This is a genomic window from Mycobacterium colombiense, from assembly GCF_003284975.1.
GTDB lineage: Bacteria > Actinomycetota > Actinomycetes > Mycobacteriales > Mycobacteriaceae > Mycobacterium > Mycobacterium europaeum_A.
Genome location: NZ_QMEU01000006.1, coordinates 39,051 through 65,975 on the forward strand (window position 1 = coordinate 39,051; position 26,925 = coordinate 65,975).

Below are 26,925 nucleotides of genomic sequence, written 5' to 3' on the forward strand. Positions count from 1 at the left end.
GGGTCTGTAGCCATCACTGTGGCCCCAGCGCACCCCGCGTGTCCAAGATGAAGGCGCTATCCGGCGATTTGCACTATCTATCGTGCCAGGTCAAAGCGCCGTTAGGCGGGATCGATAGGCGGCGGTTATCGATCGTGAGCGAATCGATATTGGACGGCCGAGAAGGCCGCGCGGCAGGGTTGGCCTCGGCAGCCGAAGTGGAAGGAGTGCGGCGATGACATCTGAGGCGATTGGCAGCGGCGAGGGGTTGACCGAATCCGCGAGCCCCCGGCTGGCGGACCTGGTCGAGGCGGCGGCGCGCCGGTCGCCGGAGGCGCGGGCATTGGTCGTCACCGCCGACCGCATACCCATCATCTATCGAGACCTGATCGGGCTGGTCGATGATCTGGCCGCCCAACTGAAGGCAGGTGGTCTGCGGCCGGGGGAGCGGGTCGCGCTGCGCGCCGGCAGCAACGCCGAGTTCGTCGTCGGGTTGCTGGGGGCGTCGCGCGCGGATCTCGTTGCGGTTCCACTGGATCCCGCTCTGCCCCTGGCCGACCAGCGGACCCGCAGCCACGCGGTCGGTGCCCGGGTGGTGCTCGTCGACCAACCCGGTGACGCCGATAATGATTCGGCCGCGCCGCCGTGGTGGCCCATCGCGGTGACGGTCGGGCCGGACGGCACCGCCCCGGCGGTCAGCGTGGACGCCGCTGCGGCGCCCCGCCGCGACGTGGCCACACCGCAGGGGTTGCGCGACGACGACGCCATGATCATGTTCACCGGCGGAACCACCGGTGTGCCCAAGATGGTTCCGTGGACGCACCACAACATCGCCCGCTCGGTGGCAGCCATCATCGCGGGGTACGGGCTGAGCCCGCGAGACGCGACGGTGGCGGTGATGCCGCTCTACCACGGCCACGGGCTGCTCGCCGCGCTGCTGGGCACGCTGGTGTCCGGGGGAACGGTGCTGCTGCCCGCACGGGGAAAGTTCTCCTCCCACACGTTCTGGGAGGACATCAAGGCCGTCCGCGCCACCTGGTACACCGCCGTCCCGACAATCCACCAAATCCTGTTGGAGCGAGCGCGAACCGAGCAGCCGGGCGGCACGCCCACCCTGCGGTTCATCCGTAGTTGCAGCGCGCCGCTGACCGCCGAGACTGCCCAGGCGCTGCATGACACGTTCTCCGCGCCGGTGGTGTGCGCATTCGGGATGACCGAGTCGACCCACCAGGTGGCGACGACCGCCATCGACGGTGCCGAGCATAGCGAAAACCCCGGTGCCACACCGGGTCTCGTCGGCCGGTCGACGGGTCCGCAAATCCGGATCGTCGGGCCGGACGGCAAGGCGCTGCCGGCGGAGACGGTCGGCGAGGTCTGGCTGCACGGCCCGACCGTGGTGCGCGGTTACCTCTGCGACCCGTCCATCACCGCCGCCAACTTCACCGAGGGGTGGCTGCACACCGGTGACCTGGGCACCCTGTCGCCGGCCGGCGACCTCGTCATCCGCGGCCGGATCAAGGAGCTCATCAACCGCGGCGGGGAGAAGATTTCGCCGGAGCGCGTCGAGGGCGTCCTGGGCAGCCACCCCGACGTGCTCGAGGTGGGGGTGTTCGGCGTGCCCGACAAGCTGTACGGCGAGGCGGTGGCCGCGGTGATCGTCCCCCGCGGGCCGGCGGCGCCGACGGCCGACGAACTGGCGGCGTTCTGCCGTGACCGGTTGGCGCCCTTCGAGGTGCCGGCCCAATTCCAGCAGGCCGATGAATTGCCGCACACCGCAAAGGGTTCGCTCGACCGCCGGGCGGTGGCCGAGCGGTTCGGTCGCGACTAGGTAGGGCCTGACGCGCAGGCGCCCTAAACGGCGGCGTTCACCCGGGCGGCCGCGGACTCCGGCATCGGTTCGTAGCGGACGAACGACCGGGTGAACGACGCCGCGCCGTGCGCGAGCGACCGCAGGTCGATGGCGTATCGGGTCAATTCCACCTGGGGCACCTCCGCTTTGACCACGGTGCGTTCGTTGCCCGCGGTGTCCGAGCCCAACACCCGGCCGCGCCGGCTGGACAGGTCACCCATCACCGCACCGACGTAGTCGTCGGGCACCAGGACCGAGATCTCGTCGATGGGCTCGAGCAGCGCCACCTTGGTCGCCGCGGCGGCCTCCCGCAGCGCCAGCGAGCCGGCCATCTGGAACGCGAAGTCCGACGAGTCGACGCTGTGCGCTTTGCCGTCGAGCAGCGTGACGCGGATGTCGACCACCGGGTAGCCCGCATGCACGCCCTTGTCCATCTGGGCGCGCACGCCCTTCTCCACGCTCGGAATGAACTGGCGCGGTACCGCGCCGCCGACCACCTTGTCGACGAACTCGAATCCCGAACCCTCCGGCAGCGGCTCCACCTCGATGTCGCACACCGCGTACTGCCCGTGCCCTCCCGACTGCTTGACGTGGCGACCGTGGCCTTTCGCCTTGCCGCCGAACGTTTCCCGCAGTGGCACCCGCAGTTCCACGGTATCGACCGTGACCCCGTACCGATTGGCCAGCGCGTCGAGCACCACCCCGGCATGTGATTCACCCATGCACCACAGCACGATCTGGTGTGTCTCGGAGTTCTGCTCGATCCGCAGCGTCGGATCCTCGGCGGCCAGCCGTCCCAGCCCCACCGACAGTTTGTCCTCGTCGGTCTTGGCGTGCGCCGCGATGGCGACCGGCAGCAGGGGCTCGGGCATGGTCCAGGGCTTCAAGACCAACGGCTCGGATTTGTCCGAGAGCGTGTCACCCGTTTCGGCGCGGCTCAGCTTCCCGATGGCGCAGATGTCGCCCGCCACCACGGCCGCCGCTGGGCGCTGCTGCTTGCCCAACGGGAAGGACAGCGCCCCGATGCGCTCGTCCTCGTCGTGGTCGGGGTGCACATGGCCCTGAGAATTGGAGCCGTTGGTGCCGCCGAAGAACGACGCAAAATGGCCCGACACATGGACCGTCGTGTCGGGCCTGATGGTGCCGGAGAACACCCGGACCAGGCTGACCCTGCCCACGTACGGGTCCGACGTCGTCTTCACCACCTCCGCGAGCAACGGCGCGTCCGCGTCACACGTCAGGCTGGCGTGCGGCGCACCGACCGGCGTGAAGACCTCCGGCAGTGGATGTTCCCTCGGAGACGGGAAGCCGCGCGTGGCGACCTCCAGCAATTCCAGGGTGCCGACGCCGCTGCTGCTGCAGACCGGGATCACCGGAAAGAACGAGGCCCGGGCGACGGCCCGCTCCAGATCCGCGATGAGCACGGATTCGTCGATGGCCTCGCCCCCGAGATAGCGCTCCATCAGCGACTCGTCCTCGGACTCCTCGATGATTCCTTCGATCAGGGCGCCGCGCGCTTCCTCGATCTGCTCGGCGTCGGAGGGATTCGGTGACAGCACGGTGCGTGTGCCGCCGCTGTATTCGTAGCGCTGCTGGGACAGCAGTCCGATCAGGCCGCTGCAGTTGGGCAGGTCGGTGGGCAGGTACAGCGGTAAAACCTTGTCGCCGAACGCATTCTGGGCGGCGGCCAACGCCTCGGCGTAATTCGCGCGGGTGTGGTCGAGCTTGGTGATCACCACGGCGCGGGGCATGCCGACCTGGTTGCATTCCTGCCATAGCGATTTGGTGGGCTCGTCGACGCCCTCGTTTGCCGCGATCACAAACAGCGCGCAGTCCGCGGCCCGCAGCCCGGCGCGCAACTCGCCGACGAAGTCGGCGTATCCGGGTGTGTCGACCAGATTGACCTTGACACCGTCGTGCGACAGGGACGCCACGGCCACACCCACCGACCGTTGCTGGCGGATCTCGGCGTCGTCGTAATCGCAGACCGTGCTGCCGTCGGCGACCGAGCCGCTTCGGGTCAGCACACCGGCGGCGACCAACAAGGCTTCCACGAGTGTGGTTTTGCCGCCGCCCGACGGGCCCACCAGCACCACGTTGCGGATCTCGTCGGGACCGGTGGCGGTGGGGGCGTTCCCCGCGCCTTGGGAAGTAGTTGTCCTGTCGGCCATGACTTTCCTCCAGGTTGCCCGGGCGCACCGTTGCTGGCCTCGCTAGCACCTAACTAGCTACCATTCACCCAACTTCGGTAGACCACAAGACCGTCGGGCCAGATCGAGTGGCCCACGCGCCTTGGCCGGCCGGGCCACCGGTTAGTAGTGCCAGCCCGACCAACGCTGCACCGCCACCGCGATCACCGGGCCGTCCAGCGAAACCGATTGGTACTGGGGATATTTCGCGCGCAGCAGTTGGTATCCGAGGTCGGCGTCGTCCCCACCGGTGTGGATCGTGGCGACGCCGTCGGCGCGCACCCACCACAGCTGGGTCCAGTCGTCGGCGTAGTGATCGACCAGCAGGCTCACGCGGGGATTGCTGTCGATGTTGGCCAGGCGGCGCAGCCGCCGCGTTGTTTTCGGTTTCGCGTCGACGGCCGTGTACACCACGTCGGATCCGTCCCGGACATCGGTGGCGACCGCGAAGACCACCGGGACGACGTGCGGTTGGCCGCCGGGCCCGACCGTGGCCAACCGTGCCACCGGGGACCCGGCGAAGCCGGTTCTGGGGTCGAATCCGCCCACCGTGTCAGCCTAGGACCAGGGGTTGAATACGACGCGCGAGCCGATGAGGCCGATCAGAACCTGACACATGCCGTGCATAGCTACCTGCATTACGGTTATATACACACAAATGTGCCGCCAAGAGCTTGAGGCCGGGACAGTTTGTTCTCTACCGCAAAGCAGGAGGGTGACACCGATGAGCAAATCGCACCGGCGCGCGGTCCGGTGGTCGTGGTTGGTGAGCGTGCTGACCGTCGTCGGACTGGGCCTTGGCTGGGGATCCGGCGTGGGCCTTGCACCGGCGTCGGCGTCACCATCGAACCTGGCGCTGGATCGATTCACCGATCGTCCCCTGGCGCCAATCGACCCGTCGGCGATGGTGGGTCAGGTCGGGCCGCAGGTGGTCAACATCGCCACCAAATTCGGCTACAACAACGCGGTGGGCGCCGGAACCGGCATCGTGATCGACCCCAACGGCGTCGTGCTCACCAATAACCACGTGATCTCCGGTGCCACCGACATCAGCGCATTCGACGTCGGCAACGGGCAGACCTACGCCGTCGACGTGGTCGGCTATGACCGCACGCAGGACATCGCCGTGCTGCAACTTCGCGGCGGGTCCGGCCTGCCCACCGCCGCCATCGGTGGCGAGGCCACAATCGGAGAGCCCGTCGTCGCGCTCGGCAACGTCAACGGCCAGGGCGGCACCCCCAACGCGGTGACCGGCAAGGTCGTCGCCTTGAACCAGAGCGTCTCGGCGACGGACACCCTGACCGGCGCGCAGGAGAGCCTGGGCGGCCTGATCCAGGCGGACGCCCCGATCAAGCCGGGTGACTCCGGCGGGCCGTTGGTGAACAACGCCGGGCAGGTGATCGGCGTCGACACCGCCGCCACCGACAGCTACAAGATGTCCGGCGGGCAGGGCTTCGCCATTCCCATCGGGCGCGCGATGGGCGTCGCCGGGCAGATCCGGTCCGGCGCCGGCTCGAACACGGTTCACATCGGCCCCACGGCGTTCCTCGGGCTGGGTGTGATGGACAACAACGGCAACGGCGCGCGGGTGCAGCGGGTGGTCGGTGCCGGTCCCGCCGGGGCCGCCGGCATCGCGCCCGGTGACGTCATCACCGGCGTCGACAACGTCGCGATCACCGGGGCGACGTCCATGACCGAGGTGCTCGTTCCGCATCACCCCGGCGACACCATCGCCGTGCACTACCGGTCCAACGACGGCGGTGAGCGCACTGCGAACATCACACTGGCGGAGGGCCCGCCGGCCTGACATCCACGCCGACGAAGCCCGCCGTTGGTCAATTCGATTGTCACGGGGCGTGTTTCGTCACATGCGTGTGGGCGTGATTCCGAAAGTCGCGCCCAGGGTACCCGTGGCATCGTGGATTTGATGAACGACGCAAGAGAAGCTGTCGAGCACCATCCCGAGGGGGGCAGTCACGTCCAGGACGGCGTAGTCGAGCACCCCGACGCCGAGGACTTCAACAACGCCGCCGCGCTGCCCACCGACCCCACGTGGTTCAAGCACGCCGTGTTCTACGAGGTGTTGGTGCGGGCCTTCCTGGACGGCAATGCGGACGGGTCCGGTGACCTGCGCGGGTTGCTGCAGCGATTGGACTACCTGCAGTGGCTGGGCATCGACTGCATCTGGTTGCCGCCCTTCTACGACTCGCCCCTGCGCGACGGCGGCTACGACATCCGGGACTTCTACAAGGTGCTGCCCGAGTTCGGGACGGTCGAGGATTTCGTCGCGCTGCTCAACGCCGCGCACGAGCGGGGGATCCGGGTCATCACCGACCTGGTGATGAATCACACCTCCGATTCGCACCCCTGGTTCCAGGAGTCGCGGCACGACCCCGACGGCCCGTACGGCGACTTCTACGTGTGGAGCGACACCAGCGAGCGCTACACCGACGCCCGAATCATTTTCATCGACACCGAGGAGTCGAACTGGACGTTCGACCCGGTGCGCAAGCAGTTCTACTGGCACCGGTTCTTCTCGCACCAGCCCGACCTGAACTACGACAACCCGGCCGTGCAGGAAGCGATGATTGACGTGCTGCGCTTCTGGCTCGAGCTGGGCATCGACGGGTTCCGGCTGGACGCGGTGCCCTACCTGTTCGAACGCGAGGGCACCAACTGCGAGAACCTGCCCGAGACGCACGCCTTCCTCAAGCGGGTGCGCAAGGTCATCGACGACGAATTCCCGGGCCGGGTGCTGCTGGCCGAGGCCAACCAGTGGCCCGCCGACGTCGTCGAGTACTTCGGCGACGCCACCACCGGCGGCGACGAGTGCCACATGGCGTTCCACTTCCCGCTGATGCCGCGCATCTTCATGGCGGTGCGCCGCGAATCCCGCTTTCCGATTTCGGAGATCCTGGCCCAGACGCCCGAGATCCCCGACATGGCGCAGTGGGGAATCTTCCTGCGCAATCACGACGAGTTGACGCTGGAGATGGTCACCGACGAAGAGCGTGACTACATGTACGCCGAGTACGCCAAGGATCCGCGGATGAAGGCCAACGTCGGCATCCGCCGCCGGTTGGCGCCGCTGCTGGACAATGACCGCAACCAGATCGAGCTGTTCACCGCGCTGCTGCTGTCGCTGCCCGGCTCGCCGGTCCTCTACTACGGCGACGAGATCGGCATGGGTGACGTCATCTGGCTGGGTGACCGCGACGGCGTGCGCACACCGATGCAATGGACGCCGGACCGCAACGCGGGCTTTTCCAAGGCGAACCCCGGCCGGCTCTATCTGCCGCCCAGCCAGGACTCCGTCTACGGCTATCAGGCGGTCAACGTCGAGGCCCAACGCGACACGAGTACGTCGCTGCTCAACTTCACCCGGACGATGCTGGCGGTGCGGCGCCGCCACGAGGCCTTCGCGATCGGCAGCTTCGAAGAATTGGGCGGCTCGAACCCGTCGGTGCTGGCGTTCGTACGGCAGGTCTCCGACGACGGCGACACCGTGCTGTGCGTCAACAACCTGTCGCGTTTCCCCCAGCCGATCGAACTGCATCTGCAGCACTGGAGCGGGTACACACCGGTCGAGCTGACCGGACAGGTCGAGTTCCCGCGCATCGGCCACCTGCCCTACCTGCTCACCCTGCCGGGACACGGCTTCTACTGGTTCCAGCTGACCGGAAGCGAGGACGACGCATGACGACCCCCGCCACGAGGCAGACTGGTGCGCATAAGGAGGAATGGCGCAAATGACTCAGCCAGCCAAGCTGCCTTGGTCTGAGTGGCTTCCACAGCAACGTTGGTACGCCGGGCGTAACCGGCAGTTGACGCGCGCCGAGTCCAGCGTTGTCGTCCCGCTTGGCGACGACCTCGACCTGGTCCTCGTCGACGCCGACTACGCCGACGGTTCGCGCCACCGGTACCAGGTGATCGTGCGATGGGATGCCGCACCGGTCTCCGAGTACAGCAGCGTTGCCACCATCGGCTCCGCCGACGACCGGACCGGGTTCGACGCGCTGTATGACGCCGAGTCGCCGCGGTTCCTGCTCTCCCTGATCGACTCGTCGGCCGCGCGCCGGGGGTCGGGCACCGAGGTGATTTTCGCCAAAGAGCCGGGCATGGAGCTTCCGCTGGAGGCGATGGCGCACGTCTCCGACGCCGAGCAGTCCAACACCAGCGTCACCTTCGACCGCGACGCCATCTTCAAGGTGTTCCGCCGCGTCAGCAGCGGCATCAACCCCGACATCGAGTTGAACCGCGTGCTCGGCCAGGCCGGCAACCCGCACGTCGCGCGGCTGCTTGGCACCTACGAGATGACCGGTTCGGACGGCAGCGCCGACGCGGCGTGGCCGCTGGGCATGGTGACCGAGTTCGCCGCCAACTCCGCGGAGGGCTGGGCGATGGCCACCGCGAGCGTTCGTGACCTGTTCGCCGAGGGCGACCTGTACGCGTACGAGGTCGGCGGCGACTTCGCCGGTGAGTCCTACCGGCTCGGCGAAGCCGTGGCTTCCGTGCACGCCACCCTGGCCGAGACGCTCGGAACCTCGCAGGCCGTGTTCCCGGTGGACAACGTGCTGGCGCGACTAGCCGCGACCGCGGCCCTGGTGCCCGAGCTCGAGGAGCACGCGGCGACGATCGAAGAGCGATTCCAGAAGTTGATCACCGAGACGATCACCGTGCAGCGCGTCCACGGCGATCTGCACCTGGGCCAGGTGCTGCGCACGCCGGAGCGCTGGCTGCTCATCGATTTCGAGGGCGAGCCGGGACAGCCGCTCGAGGAACGCCGCGCGCCCGATTCACCGTTGCGTGACGTGGCCGGCGTGCTGCGTTCGTTCGAGTACGCAGCGTACGGGCCGTTGGTCGACCACGCCGACGACAAGCAGTTGGCGGCCCGCGCCCGTGAGTGGGTCGAACGCAACCGCACCGCATTCTGCGACGGCTATGCGGCCGCCTCCGGGACGGACCCGCGCGATTCGGCGCAGCTGCTGGCCGCCTACGAGCTCGACAAGGCCGTCTACGAGGCCGGTTACGAAGCGCGGCACCGGCCGGGCTGGCTGCCGATTCCGTTGCGCTCCATCGCCCGTCTCACCGCCCTCTAGCGTTCGCGTGCGCTGCGCGTGCCGCGGCTGTCTGACAGCATGTGCGTGTGCCGAACGAGATCAACAACAGTGAGTCGCGGTTGTCCTGGGTGCTGGCGGTGCTGGCCGGGATTTTGGGGGCGACCGCCTATACGCATTCCGCCGGATACTTTGTGACCTTCATGACAGGCAACGCCCAGCGGGCGGCGCTGGGGTACTTCCGCGGGGACGTGGTGCTGTCGATCTCCGCGGGTGTGTTGATCCTGTGCTTCGTCGCCGGCGTGATCATCGCGTCGGTCTGCCGGCGCCACTTCTGGGTGGCGCATCCGCACGGGCCGACGGTGCTGACGACGTTCAGTCTGGCGGCGGCCACCGTGGCCGACGTCGTCGACGAGGGCTGGACCGAAAACCTGCTCGATTTCGCGCCGATCATGTTGGTGGCGTTCGGGATTGGGGCGTTGAACACGTCCTTCGTCAAGGACGGTGAGGTGTCGGTCCCGCTGAGCTACGTGACCGGCACGCTGGTGAAGATGGGCCAGGGCATCGAACGCCACCTCGCGGGTGGGTCGACGGCCGACTGGCTGGGCTACTTTCTGCTGTTCGCCAGCCTGGTGTTGGGCGCGGCCGTGGGTGGCTTCATCAGCCTGTTCGTCAACGGGACGTGGATGCTGGTGGTGGCGACCGTGGTGTGCGCGCTGACCACCGGCTACACGTACTTCCACTCCGATCGCCGGGCCCTGCTCAACGAGGCGTGAGAAAAAGCATCGGCAGTAGCGCTGACCGGTGCGCTACTGCCGATGCTGGCCTTGGCCTCAGGCCGCGGGAGGGTTAGCGGTGGGGGCGCTAGCCGGCGCGGCGTTGACCGTGTTGAGGGTTTGGAGGATGTCGGGCTTCATGGCGACCAACTGCTGGTTCCAGTAGGGCCACGAGTGCGTCCCGTTGGCGGGGAAGTTGAACACCCCGTTGCGTCCGCCGGCGGCCACATAGTTGTTCTGGAACTGCTCGTTGGTGCGCAGCGTCATGCCCTCCAGGAACTTGGCCGGCATGTTGTCCCCGCCGAGGTCGCTGGGGGTGCCGTTACCGCAGTAGACCCAGACGCGGGTGTTGTTGGCGACCAGTCGCGGAATCTGGACCATCGGGTCGTTGCGCTTCCACGCCGGATCGCTGGAGGGCCCCCACATGCTGTTGGCGTTGTAGCCACCCGCGTCGTTCATCGCCAGCCCGATCAGGGTGGGCCACCAGCCCTCGGACGGGTTGAGGAAGCCCGACAACGCGGCGGCGTACGGGAACTGCTGCGGGTAGTAGGCCGCCAGGATCAGTGCGGAACCGCCCGACATGGACAGCCCGACCGCGGCGTTGCCGGCAGGGGAGACCTGCTTGTTGGCCTGCATCCACAGCGGCATTTCCTGGGTCAGGAAGGTCTCCCACTTGTAGGTGTAGTTCTGCCCGTTACCCGAGGACGGCTGGTACCAGTTGCTGTAGAAGCTGGACTGGCCGCCGACCGGCATGATCACCGACAGGCCCGACTGGTAGAACTCCTCGAAAGCCGGGGTGTTGATGTCCCAACCGTTGTAATCGTCCTGCGCGCGCAGGCCGTCGAGCAGGTACACGGCGTGCGATCCGCCACCCTGGAACTGGACCTTGATGTTGCGGCCCATCGACGGCGAGGGCACCTCGAGGTATTCCACCGGAAGGCCGGGCTTGGAGAAGGCCCCCGCGACGGGGGAGCCGCCGGAGGCAACGGCGAGGCCGGACAGCAGGGAGGCCCCCATGGCCGCGATCGCCAGTCGGCGCGGCATGGTAGCCGCTGCGCCACGCAACTTTTCGAAGAACGACATAGCTCTCTACCCATCCCAACTTTCATCTGCCGCATGGTGCGGTCGAATCTGTTCTCGGGGAGTCAAACACAGCGGGAGGGTTGAATTCGCTTGTCGCGGCCGGGATGTCAGATCGCGGTTAGCTAACGATTGGGCCTCGCACAGAAATCGTCACGGTCGGGTCACGATCGGCTTTCGAAACCCTGCGCACGCCTTGCGATACGCTAGCGCATGCGCTATCGCCGGCGTCGGATCATGCCACCAAGCGGCGCAAAAGCGTTGAGGCCGTAATGATTCCGAGCACCGCGGCCACCACCAGCACCGCGATGTCCGCAGGGTTGTACGGGGTGCCGATCAGCAGCGCGCGCAGCGCGTTCACCTCGTAACTGAGGGGATTGACCTTGCTCAGCACGTGCAGCCACGCCGGCATCACGTCGACCGGATACAGGGCATTGGATGCGAAGAACAACGGCATCGTGATCGCCTGCCCGATCCCCATCAGGCGGTCGCGACTGCGCACCAGGCCGGCCAGTGTCATGGACAGGCAGGCGAAGAAGGCGGCGCCGAGCATGACGATGGCCATCGCCGCCGCGATTCGCAACGGATTGACCGTCAGGCCGACCCCCATCACGTACGCCAGCGCCAGCACGCCGACCACCTGGGCCACCGAACGGACCCCGGCCGCAAACGCTTTGCCGGTGATCAGCGCCGACGCCGGCGCCGGCGTCACCATGAGCTTGGCCAGCACGCCGGCGTCTCGGTCCCAAATGATCTGTATCCCATAGAAGATGGAGATGAACAGCGCCGACTGGGCGATGATCCCCGGCGCCAGGAACGCCAGGTATGACACCGATCCGGTGGGGATGACATGTAAATGGCTGAACGTGGTCCCGAAGATCAACAGCCACAGCGCGGGCTGCACCATCCGGGTCACCAGTTCGGTCCGGTCGTGCTGCAGCTTCTGCAGTTCGACGATCGCGAACGCCCCGATGCGGCTGGCCAACGCACCGGCTCGTTGCCATCCGTGCGGCGCGCGAAGCAGTGTCGGGCCGGCGGCGCTATCAACCGACACGGCGAGCCACCTTTCTGCTGGAACGGATTTCACGAATGGACCCGTTGGCTTCCGCGGGATCCGCTTCATCGGCCAGACCCGATGCCGCGTAGTGGCGGAACACATCCTCGAGCGTGGCGTTCGCAGACACCTTGGCCTTCAACCTGTCGGGTGTGCCGACCGCCCGCAGTCGACCGCGGTGCATGAGCGCGACCCGGTCGCACAGCGCGTCGGCTTCTTCCATGTAGTGCGTGGTAAGCAGCACGGTCATGCCGAACTGGGCCTGCATCTTTTGCACCTGTGCCCACACGCCGTCACGCGCGATGGGATCGAGCCCGACGGTCGGCTCGTCGAGCACCAGCAGCGACGGGCGATTGACCAACGCCTGGGCCACCTCGAGGCGGCGGACCATGCCACCGGAATAGGACGACGCCAGCCGGTCGGCCACGTCGATGAGATCCATGGCGACCAGCGCTTGATCGACGCGGTCGGCGCGCTCGGCGCGGGGCACCCCGTACAGCCGCGCGAACCACTGCACGTTTTGCCGGCCGGTCAGTGCGGGCTCGATCGAAAGCTGTTGGGGCACATAGCCGATATTGCTCCGAATGTCGGTGGTCTGGCGGCGGGCGTCCATCCCGAAGATGCGCAGTTCGCCATGCTGCACCGGGGTCAGCGTGGTCAGCATCCGGACCATGGTCGTCTTGCCGGCGCCATTGGGCCCCAGTAGGCCCATGGTTTCACCGGGCCGTACCTGCAGTGTCACGTCATCGACGGCGGTGAACTGGCCGTACCGGTAGGTCACCTTCCTGGCGTCGACCGCCATCGGCAGCGATCCGCTCATGATCGCCGCTCTCTCATCTTGCGGGTCATCGTGTCGAGGACCTCCAATCCCTTTGTCAAAGCCTCGATTTGGTCATCGTCAAGCTCGTCGATCACCTCGGAGAGCAACGCTCGGCGGGTGGCGCGGGATGCGTCGACGACCTGCTGGGCGGGCTCGGCCAGCCGCAGTTGGCACACCCGGCGATCGCCGTCGCCGGCCGTCCGCAGCAGTAGCCCGGCGGACACCAGCTTGGTGACCAGGGTCGACGCGGTGTTGGGGACCAGGCCCAGCTCGGCGGCCGCGGCGCTGACCGAGATCCCCGGCCGACGGCCGACCAGCCACAGCAGCTCCGTCTGCGACTCGGACAACCGTGCCGATTCGAACCCGCGACCCGACGACCGCCGGAGTTGCCGGCGAAACCTGCCGACGACACCGAACAGCTCGCCGGCCACATCAGTGCGTGAGTTCATCTGGGCCCATAATACCTCTGTAGCCGAGCTATCTATGTGGGGAAGCTGTGCGTAGGTTATGTACCCGCTACCGGGCCAGGCGATGCAGCGTGACCTCGGTCAACTCGCCGTCCGCGGCGCGCGCCGTCATGTAGGTGCAGGAGGGTTGGCGGCGGCGATCCGTCGGTGACCCCGGATTGAGCAGTCGCAAGCCGGTGTCGGTGGTGGTGTCCCACGGGATGTGGCTGTGCCCGAAGACCAGCACGTGGGTGTCGGGATAGAGCCGCGCCATCCTTGTGTCGCGTCCGGTCGCGGCGCCGGTCTCGTGCACGACCGTCAGCCGGACCCCGGCCAGCGTCACGTCGGCCCGTTCGGGCAGTCGAGCCCGCAGCGCGGGACCGTCGTTGTTGCCCCAGCAGCCCACCAGCAGGGCCGCCCGGGCCTCTAGCTCATCGAGGAATTCGGGTGCTATCCAGTCGCCCGCGTGCACGACTACATCGGCCGCGGCCACCTCACTCCAGACCTGCGCCGGCAGGTCGCGGGCGCGTTTGGGAATGTGGGTATCGGCAATCAGCAGCAGCCTCACAAGCCCATCTTGCGCTAGGCGGGATCGACGGCCAGGCAGGCGAGGGTCGATACCCTACGGGGTATGGTATAAAGTAGGCATGTCGATCGAAAGTAATGGCAGCTCACCGCGCACGAAGGCCGGTGCGGAGCACGACCCCGGTGATATCGATGCCGTGCTCACCCGGTTGCGCCGGGCGCACGGTCAGCTCGGGGGAGTCATCTCGATGATCGAGCAGGGACGCAGCTGCAAAGACGTCGTCACCCAGCTGGCTGCGGTGTCAAAGGCCTTGGACCGCGCGGGTTTCAAGATCATCGCCTCCGGGTTGCGCGACTGCATCACCCGAGGGCACGATCAGCCGGCCCTGTCGATCGACGAATTGGAGAAGCTGTTCCTAAGCCTGGCGTGATTGCCCGGCGCGACGAAACGGAGAGAAAATGTCTGCCGTCCAACGTAATTCGACCCAGCCGGCGGTGACGCTGTGGTTGGACCCGGTCTGTCCGTACTCGTGGAACACCGCGCGGTGGCTGCGTGCCGCCGCCGAGAAGACCGGGCTGGCCATCGATTGGCGGCTGATGAGCCTGGCCGTCCTCAACGAGGGACGCGAACTGTCGCCCGCACACCAGGCGCGGATGCATGACTCCCAGCAGTTCGGCCGGCTGATGGCCGCCATCGCCCGCGACCACGGCGTCCCCGGCTGGGCCGCCGCGTATTTCGCCTTCGGCGAGCGGTACTTCGAGCATTCGCAACCCCTCACCGACTCACTGGTCGAGGAGGTGCTGAGCGCGGCGGGCGTTCGTGACATCATCCCCGCGGCCACCTCTGATGCCGCATTCGATGACGTCGTCAGGCGGGCACACCAGGACGGGCAGGACGCGCTCGGCGAAACCGGCGGCAGCCCGATTCTGCGTATCGGCGAACACACCTTTTTCGGGCCTGTCCTGACGGCACTGCCCGACGCGGACGGCACCCTCGCGCTGTTCGACGCGGTGGCCGCCCTGGCCGCAATTCCCCAGTTCACTCAGCTGCAGCGGCCCCGCACCGCGGCCTAGCCGGGATTGCTGCGCATTCCTGGGTAGTGCCACGCCCACAGAGGAGGATTAAATGACATCAGGATTGAGCACCACACTGCACACCTCGTTCGAGGACGCGGTGGATCGGACGACGAAAGCACTGGCCGACCAAGGTTTCGGCGTACTGACCACGATCGACGTGAAGGCCACGCTGAAGCAAAAGCTCGGCGAGGACATGGAGAACTATTTGATCCTGGGTGCCTGCAACCCGGTGCTGGCGCACCGCGCCCTGGACATCCACCGCGAGATCGGACAGTTGCTGCCGTGCAACGTCGTGGTGCGGTCCGATCCCGCCGGCGATGCGGATGCGGTTCTGGTCGAGGCGATGGATCCTCAGCTGATGGTCAGAGTGACGGGCCAGCCCGGCGCTCTGCAAGACGTGGCGGACCAGGCCACCGCCAAGCTGCAGGCCGCGATCGGCGCACTCGGGTAGCTTCGGCGCAGCCCTACCCGCCCTCGCGGATGGGCGCTAGCCGTCTTGACTGCGGGCTTCGGCGCCCGACTCACCGGCGTCGAAGGAATCGTCGGAGCCCGCCGCGCCCACGTACGAGCCGTCTTCCTCACCCGCGGCGGCGCGGGACTGAGTCTGGTGGTTCTCAGCGTCCACGTCTTCCTCGGTCTTGTGGCCCTTGTGACCTGGCATGGTGGCTTCCTTTTCTGGGGAGGCGGCGTCCCCCGTGGGGTTCCCTCGACAGCGCATATGAAACGGTGACCTCCGGCCATGAGGTGACGCCTCGGCGCTATTGTTAGCAGCCGAAACCAAGGAGAACTCGAATGCGCACCTTCGAATCAGTCACCGAACTCGCCGCCGCCGCGGGCGAAGCTCTCGGGCACAGCGACTGGGTCACGATCACCCAGGAAGACGTCAACCTGTTCGCCGATGCGACCGGTGACCACCAGTGGATTCACGTCGACCCGGAACGGGCTGCGTCGGGCCCGTTCGGCACGACCATCGCCCACGGTTTCATGACCTTGGCGCTGCTGCCCCGGCTGCAGCATCAGATCTACACCGTCAACGGCATCAAGCTGGCAATCAACTACGGCGTCAACAAGGTTCGTTTCCCTGCACCGGTTCCGGTCGGCTCCCGGGTACGCGCCCAGAGTTCGTTGGTCAGCGTCGACGACGTGGGTAACGGCGCCGTGCAGGCGACCATCTCGACCACCGTCGAGATCGAGGGATCGGCCAAGCCGGCGTGCGTGGCCGAAAGCGTCGTCCGTTTCGTCGCCTGAGGTCGGGGCCGCGTACCTAGAACTCGGCGACGGCGTGTTCGAGCCGCTCGGCCAGACGTGCCTGCGCTTCGGCGCGCCGGGTCGGTATGTGAGCCGACGGGAAAGGCGTTGTCACCGGCTCGTATTCGCGCAGGGTCCGGCGGGCGACAGTCATTTTGTGCAACTCGGTGGCGCCGTCGGCGATACCCAGCGACTCGGCGGCCACCAGCATCTTGACGAACGGCATCTCATCGGAGACGCCGAGCGCGCCGTGTAAGTGCAGAGCCCGCTGCGCGACATCGTGCAGCACCTGGGGCATCGCCACTTTCACCGCCGCGATGTCGCGCCGCACCTTCTGGTAGTCGTGGTGCTTGTCGATCAACCACGCGGTGCGCAGCACCAGCAGGCGGAACTGCTCGATCTGGATCCAGCTGTCGGCGATCTTCTCCTGGGTCATCTGGAAATCCGACAGCCGGCCGTGCCGGGTCTTGCGGGACACCGCGCGCTCGCACATCATGTCAAAAGCGCTGCGGGCCAACGCGATTGTGCGCATGGCGTGGTGAATCCGGCCGCCCCCGAGCCGGGTCTGCGCGATCATGAACGCCTGTCCCTCGCCACCCAGCACATGGTCGGCGGGCACCCGGACGTCGTTGTAGCGGACGTAGCCGTGGGTGGCGCGCTTTGACGATTCGGCTCCGACGCCGACGTTGCGCACGATTTCGATGCCAGGCGTTTCGGCCGGAACGATGAACAGTGACATCTTGTCGTAGGTGCGGGCCTCGGAATTCGTGACCGCCATGACGATGAAGAACGACGCGTGTTTGGCGTTGGTGGAGAACCACTTCTCCCCATTGATCACCCAGTAGTCGCCGTCTCGGGTTGCGGCGGTGACGAATTGCCCCGGGTCAGAACCGCCTTGCGGTTCGGTCATCGAATAACAGGAGGTGATTTCGCCGTCCAGCAGTGGCTGCAGGTAGCGGGCCTTCTGCTCGTCGGTGCCGAACAGGGCGAGGATCTCGGCGTTGCCGGAATCCGGTGCCTGACAGCCGAACACCGACGGAGCCCAGCGCGAGCGTCCCAGGATTTCGTTGAGCAGCGCCAGCTTGACCTGACCAAAGCCTTGGCCGCCCAACTCCGGGCGCAGGTGCGCGGCCCACAGCCCCTGGTCCTTCACCTGCTGCTGCAAGGGCCGCAGGATGGCCATCATCTCGGCGTTCTTCTTGTCGTACGGGTCGAGCGCGACCAGGTCGAGCGGTTCGAGCTCTTCGGCCATGAATTTTTCGACCCAGTCCAGCTTTGCCTGGTACTCGGGGTCGGTTTCGAAGTCCCACACGGTGGCCAACCAATCCCCGGCGCAACGCCGCGCCGGACTCGTTGATGAAGCCTCCCCATCCTAGAGCGGGGCGGCGCGGGCTCAGTCGGCGCTGCGGGTGTCGATCACTCGCTGGGCGACCTCGATGAGCTTGGTTTGACTCTCCTGGGAAAGCCGGCGCAGCAACTCGAAGGCGCGCACGTCATCGACGCCGTAGCGCTCCATGATGATGCCCTTGGCCTGGCCGATGCGGTCCCGCGTGGACAGGGCCGATTGCATCTGCTGCCCGTGCCGCCCGGCCATGATCGCCGAGGCGGCATGCGCGGCGAACACCGTGCCGATGGTTTCGGCTTCGGTGTCCCACGCACCGGGCCGGAAACTGAACAGGTTGAGCGCGCCGGCGGTGCGATCGGCGGTGTAGAGCTTGAACGAGAGGCTGCTGAGGACGCCGTGCCCGACGGCGGCCGGTGCGTATTTCGGCCAGCGAGGCTCGTTGCGGAGGTCGTCCGTGCGCACGATCGTCTGCTTCAGCGCGGCGTCGTGACAGGGGCCCTCATTGAAGTCGTGCTGCAGCTTGTCGAGCTTGGCGACCAGGCTGTCGGTGTCGGCGACCGATTCGAAATCATCGCCCCCTTTCACCAGCAATACCCCCGCGAGGTCCGCCGCCGGTATCAGTTCCACCGCCGCGGTGGTCACGTCGGCGAGAACCCGGTTGAGCGAACGCGGCACCGCGATCTCCCGGGATAGCTCGGCCATGCGCGTAGCTAGCTCGTGCCGGGCGGTCGGGTCTAAAGACTCCATGAGACCGGATTCTCCACGATGTGTCACGACGCGTCACCCCCATGGTCTCCTTCAGCGCCGGCACCAGAGGCCGTCGGAAAGTTGCCCTCACCCGAGTTTGGGGCAAAAGACCCCGGGTACCCGGCGTCGACAGCCCGATCTCAACCCGTCAGTGCAACTTCGGCAAGACGTTGGCGCCGTAGAACTCGACGGCGGCAATGGGATTGTCTTGGGGAAAGTGCAGGAACGGAATCGCACCGGCGTCGAGAATCCGCTGCAGGGCGTTGATGTGGGGAGCCGGGTCGGTGCCGACCGTCCAGCCGCCCAACACCTTGTCGATCGGGTTGGACTCGGCGGCGCGCTGGATCTCGACGGGGCTGGGTTGATCGACGGCCCCGGCGGTGAAGCGCCATAGCGTGGCGGCCCGGGTCGCGACGGCGTTGTCGCCGACGACCGCGAACAGTTCGGCGCGTTTTCCTAGCGTCGCCACGTCCCGCCCCGCGGCCCGGGCGCCCGCGCCGAAGGCCGCCAACAGCTTTGGATTCGTGACATCGCTCGCCTGGGTGATCCACCCATCCCCGTACTGCCCGGCCAGTCTCACGCTTCTCGGGCCGGCGGCCGCGACGAAGATGGGCGGGGGCGTCGCCGGAACATCGTAGAGTTTCAGCGAGTTCGTCTGAAAAAAGTTGCCGGAGAACGAGATTCGCGAACCGCTCCACAGCTGGCGGATCAGCTGTACCGCTTCGACCAGCCTGTCATGCCGCTCGGCGTAGTTGCCGTAGGTGTTCGTGGTGGCCTGTTCGTTAAGCCGTTCACCGGTGCCGACGCCCAGGAACACCCGGCCGGGATAAAGAATCGCCAGGGACGCGAACGCCTGGGCGACCGTGGCGGGGTGGTAGCGGTAGGTCGGGCAGGTCACCCCGGTGCCGAACGAAACGTGGCTGGTGGCGTTGCCGACGAGCGCCAGGGTCAGCCACGGGAACATCGCGTGGCCTTCGTTGTCCTGCCACGGCTGAATGTGGTCGCTGGCCCATACGTGTTGGAAGCCGGCGCCTTCGGCCGCCTTGGCCTGCGCCACCAGCTGGTCGGTGCGGAACTGCTCGTGGGAGAGGACGAAGCCCACACCCTTGCCCGGCGGGGCCGCCGGCCCGCTGGACTTGCCGCGCTGGGCGCCCGGTTTCGCGCAGCCCTGCGCCAAGCCGGCGGACCCGAGGACGCCGGCGCCGGCCGCCATCCGCCCGAACGTTCGTCGCGAGATGCCGGTCACGGGGTCGGCATACCCGTCGCGCCGGGCCTCACACGCACTAGCGTGATGCAGATGACCCCGCAGGTCCGTCCGGCAGTCAAAGCCGATGTCCGCACGCTGTCGCGCACCCTGGCTCGCGCGTTCTACGACGACCCGGTGATGATCTGGCTGATGCCCGATCAGGACAAGCGCATCGCGCAGCTGTCCCGGTTGTTCGCCACGATGACCCGCCATCACCACCTGGCCCGCGGCGGGGTGGAGGTGGCTGGAGCGGGGGCGGACATCGTTGCGGCCGCGCTGTGGGATCCGCCCGATCAGTGGCAAGAGACGCCGCGGGGACAGCTGGCGATGACGCCGACGTTCATCCGGGTGTTCGGCCTGCGCTCGATGCGGGGACGCGCGGTACAGGAATTGATGAAAAGCGTGCACCCCGAGGAGCCGCACTGGTACCTGGCGGTGATCGGCAGCGATCCGGCGGTTCGCGGCAAGGGATTCGGTCAGGCGTTGATGCGGTCGCGGTTGGACCGCTGCGACGCCGAATACTGCCCGGCCTATCTCGAGTCGAGTAAGCCCGAAAATGTGCCGTATTACGAGCGTTTCGGCTTCAGCGTCACCCGTGAGATCGTGCTGCCGGACGGCGGGCCCAGCCTGTGGGCCATGTGGCGGCCGCCACGGTAGGAGCGCGGCGTACGGCCCGTCGGCCCGCGTTTAACCCCCCGACGCCGCGGGCAACCGGATGGGCATGAGCGATAACCCCCAGGCCGACGTGGATCCCGCGGACTTCCCCGAGGAGGGTGGCCCGGGTGACACCTTGAACCCGAGCGAAGGCACCGACTCGGACGAGTTACGCAACGACGACGGTGACATCGTCGTCGACCCGCCTGAGGGCTGGAGCGAGGCCGACCGGTTCGGCATGACGGCCAGAGAAGAACGCGAGGGCGAATCCCTCGACGCTCGACTGGCTGCCGAAGAGCCCGACGTCCCCGAGACCATCGAGCCGGTCGACGACGGTCCCCGGCGCGCCCACCGGGGCCAGATCGACGGCACCCCAGAGGACGGCGACTCGCTCTACGAGGTCGTCGACGAGTAAGTCAGTGCTCGGCTGTTTACTGCGGCCGATCGGATCAGGGCGTGCTGCGCCAGCCGGCGATGCCGGTCGCGATCATTCGCAACTGCTTGACCGCGAGCCGGCGGATGTCCTCGGTCGCCTCGGCGCTCTGCGAATCCTCGATGGCCTCCGCGATGACGATCATGGCGTTGACGAACAGGGTCGCCAGCACGTTGAGATCCTCGGTGGTCCACTTGTTCAGGCCCGGGAATCGCGCCAGGTCGGTGGCCAGCTCGGACGTGATCAGCCGGATCTCGGTACGGATGGCGTAGCGCAGGACCGACAGGCCGCTGTTGCGCTCCCGGCCGATGAGCCGCCAGTGTTCGCGCCTGTCGGCGACGCTGGCGACCAGGATCTCGACGGACGACTCAATCACCCGGTTCGGGTCGAGCTTGCCGGCACGCGCATCACGCAGCGTGTCGCGCAGGCTCCGGAACGACTCGTCGATCAGGACCAGGCCCAGGGCCTCCATCGATTCGAAATGCCGGTAGAACGCCGCCGGAACGATCCCGACCTCCCGCGTCACCTCGCGCAGGCTCAAACTGGAGAAGCTGCGGTCCTGCAGGAGCTTGAGTGCCGCGGCGATGATGGCCCGGCGCGTCGCCTCCTTGCGCTCCTCGCGCGACTGGCTTTCCCGCGTGCGTTCGCGCCCCGAGCCGCGTCCCCGTGAGCTAGGAGTACGGCTGTTCACTGTGTGAACCCTACCACAGCCAGGCATTAAACCCTTGACTGCATGGCGTCCGCAGTCGCACGGTGTACATATGTTCACTCAAACCGCTCAAGCTTCTGGCCGAGTCCTCGCGCGGACCCTTCGGCAGCGCGTGTTGGGTTCAGAGCTGTTAGACCTGCTGACCGGTCCGCACGGCGTCGACCGCTACACCGAACTGGTGGCGCCCACCTGGACGCTGGGCGAGGCCCGTGCCAAGGTGACCGACGTGCGCCGGGCCACGCCCCGCAGTGTGACCCTGACCCTGACCCCCAACGACACCTTCCTGGCCGCCCACACCCCCAAGGCCGGGCAGTACGTCAACCTGACCGTGGAGATCGACGGCCGCCGCCACACCCGGTGCTATTCGCCCGCCAACGCCGAAGGCGGTACCACCCTCGAGTTGACGATCGGCCGGCACGACGGCGGCCTGGTCTCGAACTTTCTGTACGAACACGCCCGCCGCGGGATGGTGGTCGGTCTGGCCGGGACCGGCGGTGATTTCACGCTGCCGGCACCGCAAACCCCGCGGCGCATCCTCTTCGTCTCCGGCGGAAGCGGGATCACCCCGGTGATGTCGATGCTGCGGACCCTGGTCGCCCAGGACCACGACGGCGAAATCGCATTCATTCACTACGCGCGCACACCGGCCGAGGCCTGCTACCGCGACGAGCTGAAGGCGATGCCCGGCGTGCGGGTGCTGCACGGCTACACCCGATCCGAGGGCGGCGACCTCTCCGGACGCTTCGGTGCCGAGCACCTGGCCACCGCGCTGACGTCACCAGATGCGGTATTCGTCTGCGGCCCGGCCGCTTTGGTCGAGGCAGTGCGATCGCACTGCGACAACGTGTACACCGAGAGCTTCGTGCCGCAGGCCTTCGATGTGCCGGCCAATCCCTCGGGTGGACGAGTCACGTTCTCCGACAGCGGTGTTGACGTCGTCGACGACGGGCGCTCGCTGTTGGAGCAGGCCGAAGCGGCCGGGCTCTCGCCCGAAAACGGATGCCGGATGGGCATCTGCCACACCTGCACGCGGCGTAAAACCGCCGGCACCGTGCGCAACCTGGTCACCGGTGCGGTCTCGACCGCTCCCGATGAGGACGTGCAGATCTGCGTGTCCGTTCCGGTCGGTGACGTGGACCTGTCGCTGTAGCGGCCGGCCAATCCAGCCCCTGAAAACTTCTGGAGGACAAGCAATGTCGAACCCCAAGATTGCCTTGACACCCGAACAGGCCGAGGAATTCGGCCGGGAACTCGACGCCATCAAGGAACGCGTGATGGCAGACCTCGGCGAGCAGGACGCCGACTACATCCGCCGCGTCATCAAGGCCCAGCGCGCGCTGGAGGTCGGCGGCCGGGCGCTGTTGTTCGCCGGGATCCTGCCCCCGGCATGGCTGGCCGGCACCGCGATGCTGGGTCTGTCGAAGATCCTGGACAACATGGAGATCGGCCACAACATCATGCACGGCCAGTACGACTGGATGCGCGACCCGGCCATTTCCGGGCGCACCTTCGAGTGGGACACGGCGTGCCCGGCCGATCAATGGCGCCATTCGCACAACTACATGCACCACACCCACACCAACATCGTGGGTATGGACCGCGACATCGGGTACGGAATCCTGCGGATGAGCGAAGACCAGCGCTGGCAGCCGTACTTCCTCGGCAACCCGATCTACGCGTTCCTGCTGATGGTGTTGTTCCAGTACGGAGTTGCGCTGCACGAGCTGGAAACCGAGCGCATCCGCGCCGGCGAGATCCGGCTCGAGGACAAGCGGGAAGTGCTGCGCGAGATCTGGCGCAAGACCCGTCGGCAGACCCTGAAGGACTACGTCGCCTTCCCGCTGCTGGCCGGTCCCTTCGCGCCATTCGTGTTCACCGGTAACCTCACCGCCAACCTGATGCGCAACGTGTGGTCGTACATGATCATCTTCTGCGGCCACTTCCCGGACGGGACACAGGAATTCACTGTCGAAGAAACCAAGGACGAGTCACGCGGCATGTGGTACTTCCGCCAGATCCTCGGCTCGGCAAACCTGACCGGCGGCAAGATCTTTCACCTGCTGTCCGGTAACCTCTCGCACCAGATCGAGCACCACCTGTTCCCCGACATGCCGGCCCGCCGCTACGCCGACATCGCGCCGGAGGTGCAGGAGATCTGCGAGCGCTACGGCATCCCCTATAACCGCGGTCCGCTGCTGCGTCAGTTCGGCACCGTCGTCCGCAAGATCGTCAGGCTGACCTTCCCCGACTCGTGGGTGCCGAAGGCCGGCGTGGAAAAGTCGCCCGAGCCCGAGCCGATCGCCGCGTAAATCTACGCGGCTGAGGCATTGCCTCGCGCCGGGACAGGGGCACAATGAGGTCCGTGGAATGGACCGGCGCGCGTTACGCGGACACCCCGACCGTGCAGGCTTCGACGTGGATCGACGCCGACCCGGCGCGGGTGTGGAGCCTGGTTTCCGATATCGCGCTGATGCCGGCGTTCAGCAGCGAGCTCAAGGCCGTGGAATGGGCCGAGGGGTCGGATGGCCCGCGGGTCGGCGCTCGGTTCGTCGGACACAACGAGCATGATGCGTTCGGGCAGTGGAGCAGCACGTCGCATATCGTGGCATGCGATGAGCCACACGAATTCGCTTGGGCTGTCGGCGAAGCCGGCAATCCCGCCGCGAAGTGGCGATTCCGGTTGACGCCGCGTGACGGCGGCACCGAGCTGAACTACTGGATGCAGATGGGGCCGGGACGCTCGGGCCTGTCGGTGGCCATCGAGTCGATGCCCGACAAGGAACAAAAAATCGTGTTCGTGCGGCTGCGCGAGTTCGAGGGGGCGATCGGAAAAACCCTGGCGGCGATCAAACGGCTGGCCGAACACGGAGTGCATTGATGCGGACCGCCACGACGGTCGAGTTGTCGGCCGCCGGGAGGGAAATCGCCGACCTAGTGGCATTGGTCGTCGAGGCGGAGAAACTGGGTCTCGACGTCTGCTGGGTGGCCGAGGCATGGGGCGCGGACGCGCCGTCGGCGCTGGGCTATCTCGCGGCGCGGACCGAGCGGATGCTGCTCGGTTCCGGTGTGCTGCAGGTTGGCACTCGCTCGCCGGTCCTGGTCGCCCAGACCGCGATCACGCTGTCCAATCTGTCGAACGGGCGATTTCTGCTGGGTTTGGGCGCCTCGGGTCCGCAGGTGATCGAAGGGCTGCACGGCGTCTCGTTCAGCCGGCCACTGGCTCGCATCGCCGAAACGGTCGACATCGTGCGGCAAGTGTTCGCGGGCGGGAAGATTTCCTATACCGGAGGGGAATTTGAGATTCCCCGGTCCGGCGGCGAGGCGGTGCCGATGCGGTTGTCGACCCGCGCCGAGCACGCCATCCCGATCTACCTTGCCGCCCTGTCACCGGCGATGCTGCGGTTGACCGGGCGGGTCGCCGACGGGTGGCTGGGCACCAGCTTCGTTCCCGAAGGCGCCGGCGATGCCTACTTCGCCCACCTCGACGGGGGGCTGGCGGCCGCGAACCGTGCCCGCACCGATCTCGACATCTGCCAGGGCGCCGAAGTCGCTTTCGCTGCAGATGAAGACGAGTTGAAGGGCATGGTCGCGGGCCGCAAGAAGGAGCTGGCGTTCAGTCTCGGCGGCATGGGATCGCCGAGCACAAATTTCTACAACCAGGCCTACAGCCGGCAGGGCTGGGCGGAGGTTGCGGCCGACGTGCGCGAGCGCTGGCAGCGCGGCGACCGGGACGGAGCAACCGGTTTGGTGACCGACGAGATGGTGCTGGCCACCACGCTCATCGGGACCGAGGATATGGTCGCGGCGCGCCTGGCGGTGTGGCGCGATGCCGGTGTGGACACGGTCCGGCTGTATCCCGCGGGTGACACCCTGGACGCCAAGCTGGAGACGCTGGGCCGCGCGATCGAGTTGGTCCGCCAGATCGCCTAGCTATCGCCGAACGTGCACTGATGGCGATGTTTTCGCGGTTTCGTCGCCCTCATTACACGCTCGGCAAAACCCTGGAGCCGGCATCTACTGCGTATCGGTCGGTGCGTCGACCGCCTTGACGAGTTTCACCTCGGGCCGCTGCGGCACGCCGTCGGCCAAAAACCAGCGAAACGCCAGATTTCCGCGTGGGTAGCCCAGCGTGGTAAGCGAATTGGGGTGCGCGGTGTTGGCCGCGGATAAGACGACCGTCACCGAACCGTCGCTGTTCGCCACGGCGCTGTGGCCGTTCAGGGAGCACCGGGCGTCCCGGGCGCCGAACGTCGCCATGAACTGGTTCCACACCACCAGGTTCCAGAACCTGCACGACGGCGGCCGGTGCGTGATCACCAGCGCCTCGTCCTCGTCGAGCACGAAACTGCCGTAGGAGTAGCAGGCGTCGCGCGCCGACCACCCGAAGTTGGCGTCCGGCACCTGATAGGGATCGGCGAATTCATTGGCCGCGTGCGCGGTTTCGTGCCCGAGCGCGTGTTGGTCGTCCACCCGATTTCCCACGGCCAGCGGCACGATGGCGAACATGGTGCGTAGCCAGGTGGCGGCGGCGCGCAGGCTCGCCGCGGTCTCGGCGTCGCCGTGCCGGATCGGGTCGGGCTCGTCGAGCGCCTCGATATACCACGTCACCGGGCGACCGGTCAGGGGATCGGCCTGGTAGTCGCGGGTCATCAGCACGGCCGCGTCGGGCGTGGCGGGAAAGTCGAAGGCGAAGTTGCCCTCGGCGTCGATGTCGAGATCGGTGTCGCGGACGATCGCGACCACCCGGTCCGACCAGGCGCCGGGCGTCGGCTCGTTGTACGCCGTCACCGAAAAGTACACGCTGTCACCCCTATTGCCGCTGATGCGGTATCGACGGACGGGATCGACCGGGCACATGTAGTAGTAGGCATCGGTGTTGTCCCCGCCCCAGCGGCGGTCTCGGCGAAAAGGCGTGTTCACCGCGACGAACTGGGGCCGACCCGGTTCGGGGAACAGGTAGGTGTCCAGGGCCACGCCCAGGGTAGCGGCCAGCATCCGGTAGCCGTCGGCGACGTGTCGGTCGTCGGTGACGGCGCGGTCACCTTCGAGGAACGAGTGACCCAGTTCGCCCAGTGTTTTCAGCAATTCCTGCCACGCCTCGGTCGATTGGTGCGTCATGCGCTGATTCCTTTCAGGAGCAACCTGGTGGTGCGAGCGACCCACGCCTCGTCGAGTTCGGTGCCGCGGGTGAGCAGGGCGACCAGCGTGACGCCGGCGATGGTCTCGGCCAGTTCGGCGGCGGTCACGTCCGAGCGCACCTCACCGCGCGCCGCGGTAGCCGCCAGCCAGTCGGCGAGTCCGCCGCCGATGACCCCGGCGAAGCGCTCCAGCAGCGCCGAGTGCAGCGTCGGGTCCGCGGCCAGCTCGCCGATCAGCCCGGGCAGGGCCGCCCTGGCGGCCGGCGTGGTGAGGAAAGCCATTGTGCGGCGGACCATCTCGCGCAAGCCCTCGGCCGTCGACCCGGTATCGGGGATGGCCGTTCCGGCGCCGATTGGGAACACCGCCTCGTGCACCAGGTGCGCCTTGCTGGGCCAGCGGCGGTAGATGGCGGGCTTGCTGGTGCCGGCGCGTTCGGCGATGGCGGAGACCAGCAATCCGGGGTAGCCGGTTTCGGCCAGCAACTCGACGGTCGCGCGAAGCACCGCGGCGTCGATCCGCGGATCACGGGGTCTGCCAAAATCCACAACCATT

At 67.2% G+C, this 26,925-nt stretch carries 29 protein-coding genes; 15 read left to right on the forward strand and 14 right to left on the reverse strand.

Annotated elements, in window-relative coordinates; translation table 11 throughout:
- Positions 1-214 precede the first annotated feature (214 nt).
- Positions 215-1,807, forward strand: a complete 1,593-nt coding sequence (locus DQP58_RS03995; RefSeq protein WP_112707207.1) for a FadD7 family fatty acid--CoA ligase — start codon at positions 215-217, stop codon at positions 1,805-1,807.
- A 23-nt stretch (positions 1,808-1,830) separates the two neighbouring features.
- Here the strand turns inward: DQP58_RS03995 and DQP58_RS04000 are convergent, their stop codons facing one another.
- Both DQP58_RS04000 and DQP58_RS04005 read right to left on the reverse strand, forming a co-directional pair.
- Complete coding sequence (locus DQP58_RS04000) at positions 1,831-3,999, reverse strand: elongation factor G-like protein EF-G2 (protein WP_112707208.1); 2,169 nt, start codon at positions 3,997-3,999, stop codon at positions 1,831-1,833.
- A 141-nt stretch (positions 4,000-4,140) separates the two neighbouring features.
- Positions 4,141-4,566: a TIGR03668 family PPOX class F420-dependent oxidoreductase gene (locus DQP58_RS04005; RefSeq protein WP_112707209.1), complete on the reverse strand. Its 426-nt coding sequence runs from the start codon at positions 4,564-4,566 to the stop codon at positions 4,141-4,143.
- Positions 4,567-4,741: 175 nt separating this feature from the next.
- Between DQP58_RS04005 and DQP58_RS04010 the strand changes: the two genes are divergently transcribed.
- The 4 genes from DQP58_RS04010 (at position 4,742) to DQP58_RS04025 (ending at position 9,850) form a co-directional block, all read left to right on the forward strand.
- Positions 4,742-5,824 carry a S1C family serine protease gene (locus DQP58_RS04010; protein WP_112707210.1) on the forward strand — a complete coding sequence of 361 codons (1,083 nt, stop codon included), beginning with the start codon at positions 4,742-4,744 and terminating at the stop codon, positions 5,822-5,824.
- A gap of 120 nt (positions 5,825-5,944) precedes the next feature.
- Positions 5,945-7,717, forward strand: a complete 1,773-nt coding sequence (gene treS / locus DQP58_RS04015) for a maltose alpha-D-glucosyltransferase (RefSeq protein WP_112707285.1) — start codon at positions 5,945-5,947, stop codon at positions 7,715-7,717.
- Between the two features lie 49 nt (positions 7,718-7,766).
- The gene (locus DQP58_RS04020) at positions 7,767-9,116 is read left to right on the forward strand and encodes a maltokinase N-terminal cap-like domain-containing protein (protein WP_112707286.1); all 1,350 of its coding nucleotides are present in this window, start codon (positions 7,767-7,769) and stop codon (positions 9,114-9,116) included.
- A 47-nt stretch (positions 9,117-9,163) separates the two neighbouring features.
- On the forward strand, positions 9,164-9,850 hold the full coding sequence (locus DQP58_RS04025) for a YoaK family protein (RefSeq protein ID WP_112707211.1): 687 nt from the start codon (positions 9,164-9,166) through the stop codon (positions 9,848-9,850).
- 57 nt (positions 9,851-9,907) lie between these two features.
- On the opposite strand, the gene ag85C is transcribed toward DQP58_RS04025, so the two are convergent.
- The 5 genes from ag85C to DQP58_RS04050 all read right to left on the reverse strand — a co-directional run bounded on the left by ag85C (position 9,908) and on the right by DQP58_RS04050 (position 13,818).
- Positions 9,908-10,933 (reverse strand): diacylglycerol acyltransferase/mycolyltransferase Ag85C, encoded by a 1,026-nt coding sequence (gene ag85C / locus DQP58_RS04030; RefSeq protein ID WP_112707212.1) that lies wholly within the window; start codon positions 10,931-10,933, stop codon positions 9,908-9,910.
- A gap of 232 nt (positions 10,934-11,165) precedes the next feature.
- The gene (locus tag DQP58_RS04035; protein WP_112707213.1) at positions 11,166-11,984 is read right to left on the reverse strand and encodes an ABC transporter permease; all 819 of its coding nucleotides are present in this window, start codon (positions 11,982-11,984) and stop codon (positions 11,166-11,168) included.
- A complete protein-coding gene (locus DQP58_RS04040) occupies positions 11,974-12,804 on the reverse strand; it encodes an ATP-binding cassette domain-containing protein (protein WP_112707214.1) in 831 nt (276 codons plus the stop codon). The genes DQP58_RS04035 and DQP58_RS04040 overlap by 11 nt, the downstream gene beginning before the upstream one ends.
- Positions 12,801-13,253: a MarR family winged helix-turn-helix transcriptional regulator gene (locus tag DQP58_RS04045; RefSeq protein ID WP_112707215.1), complete on the reverse strand. Its 453-nt coding sequence runs from the start codon at positions 13,251-13,253 to the stop codon at positions 12,801-12,803. The genes DQP58_RS04040 and DQP58_RS04045 overlap by 4 nt, the downstream gene beginning before the upstream one ends.
- A 67-nt stretch (positions 13,254-13,320) precedes the next feature.
- Positions 13,321-13,818, reverse strand: a complete 498-nt coding sequence (locus tag DQP58_RS04050) for a metallophosphoesterase family protein (protein WP_112707216.1) — start codon at positions 13,816-13,818, stop codon at positions 13,321-13,323.
- A gap of 79 nt (positions 13,819-13,897) precedes the next feature.
- Here DQP58_RS04050 and DQP58_RS04055 point away from each other — a divergent pair, with 79 nt between their 5' ends.
- From DQP58_RS04055 to DQP58_RS04065, 3 genes are read left to right on the forward strand one after another with little or no spacing between them, the layout of a single operon-like run.
- Entirely contained in the window at positions 13,898-14,206 is a 309-nt protein-coding gene (locus tag DQP58_RS04055; protein ID WP_112707217.1) for a metal-sensitive transcriptional regulator, read from the forward strand.
- A gap of 28 nt (positions 14,207-14,234) precedes the next feature.
- Positions 14,235-14,849: a DsbA family protein gene (locus DQP58_RS04060; protein WP_112707218.1), complete on the forward strand. Its 615-nt coding sequence runs from the start codon at positions 14,235-14,237 to the stop codon at positions 14,847-14,849.
- Between the two features lie 52 nt (positions 14,850-14,901).
- Positions 14,902-15,303, forward strand: a complete 402-nt coding sequence (locus DQP58_RS04065; protein WP_112707219.1) for a DUF302 domain-containing protein — start codon at positions 14,902-14,904, stop codon at positions 15,301-15,303.
- A gap of 36 nt (positions 15,304-15,339) precedes the next feature.
- Here the strand turns inward: DQP58_RS04065 and DQP58_RS26715 are convergent, their stop codons facing one another.
- On the reverse strand, positions 15,340-15,513 hold the full coding sequence (locus tag DQP58_RS26715) for a hypothetical protein (RefSeq protein ID WP_165827791.1): 174 nt from the start codon (positions 15,511-15,513) through the stop codon (positions 15,340-15,342).
- A 131-nt stretch (positions 15,514-15,644) separates the two neighbouring features.
- On the opposite strand from DQP58_RS26715, the gene DQP58_RS04070 reads away from it, so the two are divergent.
- A complete protein-coding gene (locus DQP58_RS04070; RefSeq protein ID WP_112707220.1) occupies positions 15,645-16,100 on the forward strand; it encodes a MaoC family dehydratase in 456 nt (151 codons plus the stop codon).
- A gap of 16 nt (positions 16,101-16,116) precedes the next feature.
- Here the strand turns inward: DQP58_RS04070 and DQP58_RS04075 are convergent, their stop codons facing one another.
- The 3 genes from DQP58_RS04075 to DQP58_RS04085 form a co-directional block, all read right to left on the reverse strand.
- Positions 16,117-17,412 (reverse strand): acyl-CoA dehydrogenase family protein, encoded by a 1,296-nt coding sequence (locus DQP58_RS04075; RefSeq protein WP_112707287.1) that lies wholly within the window; start codon positions 17,410-17,412, stop codon positions 16,117-16,119.
- Positions 17,413-17,493: 81 nt separating this feature from the next.
- Entirely contained in the window at positions 17,494-18,192 is a 699-nt protein-coding gene (locus DQP58_RS04080; RefSeq protein WP_112707221.1) for a GAF and ANTAR domain-containing protein, read from the reverse strand.
- Positions 18,193-18,340: 148 nt separating this feature from the next.
- On the reverse strand, positions 18,341-19,438 hold the full coding sequence (locus DQP58_RS04085; RefSeq protein ID WP_112707222.1) for a F420-dependent hydroxymycolic acid dehydrogenase: 1,098 nt from the start codon (positions 19,436-19,438) through the stop codon (positions 18,341-18,343).
- Positions 19,439-19,489: 51 nt separating this feature from the next.
- On the opposite strand from DQP58_RS04085, the gene DQP58_RS04090 reads away from it, so the two are divergent.
- Both DQP58_RS04090 and DQP58_RS04095 read left to right on the forward strand, forming a co-directional pair.
- The gene (locus tag DQP58_RS04090; protein WP_066868239.1) at positions 19,490-20,095 is read left to right on the forward strand and encodes a GNAT family N-acetyltransferase; all 606 of its coding nucleotides are present in this window, start codon (positions 19,490-19,492) and stop codon (positions 20,093-20,095) included.
- A 64-nt stretch (positions 20,096-20,159) separates the two neighbouring features.
- Complete coding sequence (locus DQP58_RS04095) at positions 20,160-20,507, forward strand: hypothetical protein (protein ID WP_112707288.1); 348 nt, start codon at positions 20,160-20,162, stop codon at positions 20,505-20,507.
- Between the two features lie 34 nt (positions 20,508-20,541).
- On the opposite strand, the gene DQP58_RS04100 is transcribed toward DQP58_RS04095, so the two are convergent.
- Positions 20,542-21,243: a TetR family transcriptional regulator gene (locus DQP58_RS04100; RefSeq protein ID WP_205869328.1), complete on the reverse strand. Its 702-nt coding sequence runs from the start codon at positions 21,241-21,243 to the stop codon at positions 20,542-20,544.
- Positions 21,244-21,286: 43 nt separating this feature from the next.
- On the opposite strand from DQP58_RS04100, the gene DQP58_RS04105 reads away from it, so the two are divergent.
- Genes DQP58_RS04105 through DQP58_RS04120 form a run of 4 tightly spaced genes read left to right on the forward strand, consistent with a single transcriptional unit; the run spans position 21,287 to position 25,164 of the window.
- Positions 21,287-22,384, forward strand: coding sequence for a ferredoxin reductase (locus tag DQP58_RS04105; RefSeq protein ID WP_112707224.1), 1,098 nt, complete (start codon positions 21,287-21,289; stop codon positions 22,382-22,384).
- 43 nt (positions 22,385-22,427) lie between these two features.
- Positions 22,428-23,543, forward strand: coding sequence for a fatty acid desaturase family protein (locus DQP58_RS04110; protein WP_112707225.1), 1,116 nt, complete (start codon positions 22,428-22,430; stop codon positions 23,541-23,543).
- A gap of 44 nt (positions 23,544-23,587) precedes the next feature.
- On the forward strand, positions 23,588-24,112 hold the full coding sequence (locus tag DQP58_RS04115) for an SRPBCC family protein (protein ID WP_205869330.1): 525 nt from the start codon (positions 23,588-23,590) through the stop codon (positions 24,110-24,112).
- Positions 24,112-25,164 (forward strand): LLM class flavin-dependent oxidoreductase, encoded by a 1,053-nt coding sequence (locus DQP58_RS04120; RefSeq protein ID WP_112707227.1) that lies wholly within the window; start codon positions 24,112-24,114, stop codon positions 25,162-25,164. The genes DQP58_RS04115 and DQP58_RS04120 overlap by 1 nt, the downstream gene beginning before the upstream one ends.
- An 84-nt stretch (positions 25,165-25,248) precedes the next feature.
- Here DQP58_RS04120 and DQP58_RS04125 read toward each other — a convergent pair whose 3' ends face one another.
- A complete protein-coding gene (locus DQP58_RS04125; protein WP_112707228.1) occupies positions 25,249-26,352 on the reverse strand; it encodes a DUF1214 domain-containing protein in 1,104 nt (367 codons plus the stop codon).
- Positions 26,349-26,924, reverse strand: a complete 576-nt coding sequence (locus DQP58_RS04130; protein WP_112707229.1) for a TetR/AcrR family transcriptional regulator — start codon at positions 26,922-26,924, stop codon at positions 26,349-26,351. Before DQP58_RS04130 ends, DQP58_RS04125 begins: the two co-directional genes overlap by 4 nt.
- Between the last annotated feature and the right edge of the window lies 1 nt (position 26,925).

Bases quoted from the DNA above. Each gene is read 5' to 3' on its own strand.
- DQP58_RS04130 (WP_112707229.1), bottom strand. From the start codon at position 26,924: ATGGTTGTGGATTTTGGCAGACCCCGTGATCCGCGGATCGACGCCGCG.
- DQP58_RS04120 (WP_112707227.1), top strand. From the start codon at position 24,112: ATGCGGACCGCCACGACGGTCGAGTTGTCGGCCGCCGGGAGGGAAATC.
- DQP58_RS04125 (WP_112707228.1), bottom strand. From the start codon at position 26,352: ATGACGCACCAATCGACCGAGGCGTGGCAGGAATTGCTGAAAACACTG.
- DQP58_RS04110 (WP_112707225.1), top strand. From the start codon at position 22,428: ATGTCGAACCCCAAGATTGCCTTGACACCCGAACAGGCCGAGGAATTC.
- DQP58_RS04010 (WP_112707210.1), top strand. From the start codon at position 4,742: ATGAGCAAATCGCACCGGCGCGCGGTCCGGTGGTCGTGGTTGGTGAGC.
- DQP58_RS04000 (WP_112707208.1), bottom strand. From the start codon at position 3,999: ATGGCCGACAGGACAACTACTTCCCAAGGCGCGGGGAACGCCCCCACC.
- DQP58_RS04040 (WP_112707214.1), bottom strand. From the start codon at position 12,804: ATGAGCGGATCGCTGCCGATGGCGGTCGACGCCAGGAAGGTGACCTAC.
- DQP58_RS04065 (WP_112707219.1), top strand. From the start codon at position 14,902: ATGACATCAGGATTGAGCACCACACTGCACACCTCGTTCGAGGACGCG.
- DQP58_RS04100 (WP_205869328.1), bottom strand. From the start codon at position 21,243: ATGCCTGGCTGTGGTAGGGTTCACACAGTGAACAGCCGTACTCCTAGC.
- ag85C (WP_112707212.1), bottom strand. From the start codon at position 10,933: ATGTCGTTCTTCGAAAAGTTGCGTGGCGCAGCGGCTACCATGCCGCGC.
- DQP58_RS04020 (WP_112707286.1), top strand. From the start codon at position 7,767: ATGACTCAGCCAGCCAAGCTGCCTTGGTCTGAGTGGCTTCCACAGCAA.
- DQP58_RS03995 (WP_112707207.1), top strand. From the start codon at position 215: ATGACATCTGAGGCGATTGGCAGCGGCGAGGGGTTGACCGAATCCGCG.
- DQP58_RS26715 (WP_165827791.1), bottom strand. From the start codon at position 15,513: ATGCCAGGTCACAAGGGCCACAAGACCGAGGAAGACGTGGACGCTGAG.
- DQP58_RS04115 (WP_205869330.1), top strand. From the start codon at position 23,588: ATGAGGTCCGTGGAATGGACCGGCGCGCGTTACGCGGACACCCCGACC.
- treS (WP_112707285.1), top strand. From the start codon at position 5,945: ATGAACGACGCAAGAGAAGCTGTCGAGCACCATCCCGAGGGGGGCAGT.
- DQP58_RS04055 (WP_112707217.1), top strand. From the start codon at position 13,898: ATGTCGATCGAAAGTAATGGCAGCTCACCGCGCACGAAGGCCGGTGCG.
- DQP58_RS04080 (WP_112707221.1), bottom strand. From the start codon at position 18,192: ATGGAGTCTTTAGACCCGACCGCCCGGCACGAGCTAGCTACGCGCATG.
- DQP58_RS04045 (WP_112707215.1), bottom strand. From the start codon at position 13,253: ATGAACTCACGCACTGATGTGGCCGGCGAGCTGTTCGGTGTCGTCGGC.
- DQP58_RS04060 (WP_112707218.1), top strand. From the start codon at position 14,235: ATGTCTGCCGTCCAACGTAATTCGACCCAGCCGGCGGTGACGCTGTGG.
- DQP58_RS04105 (WP_112707224.1), top strand. From the start codon at position 21,287: ATGTTCACTCAAACCGCTCAAGCTTCTGGCCGAGTCCTCGCGCGGACC.
- DQP58_RS04095 (WP_112707288.1), top strand. From the start codon at position 20,160: ATGAGCGATAACCCCCAGGCCGACGTGGATCCCGCGGACTTCCCCGAG.
- DQP58_RS04070 (WP_112707220.1), top strand. From the start codon at position 15,645: ATGCGCACCTTCGAATCAGTCACCGAACTCGCCGCCGCCGCGGGCGAA.
- DQP58_RS04090 (WP_066868239.1), top strand. From the start codon at position 19,490: ATGACCCCGCAGGTCCGTCCGGCAGTCAAAGCCGATGTCCGCACGCTG.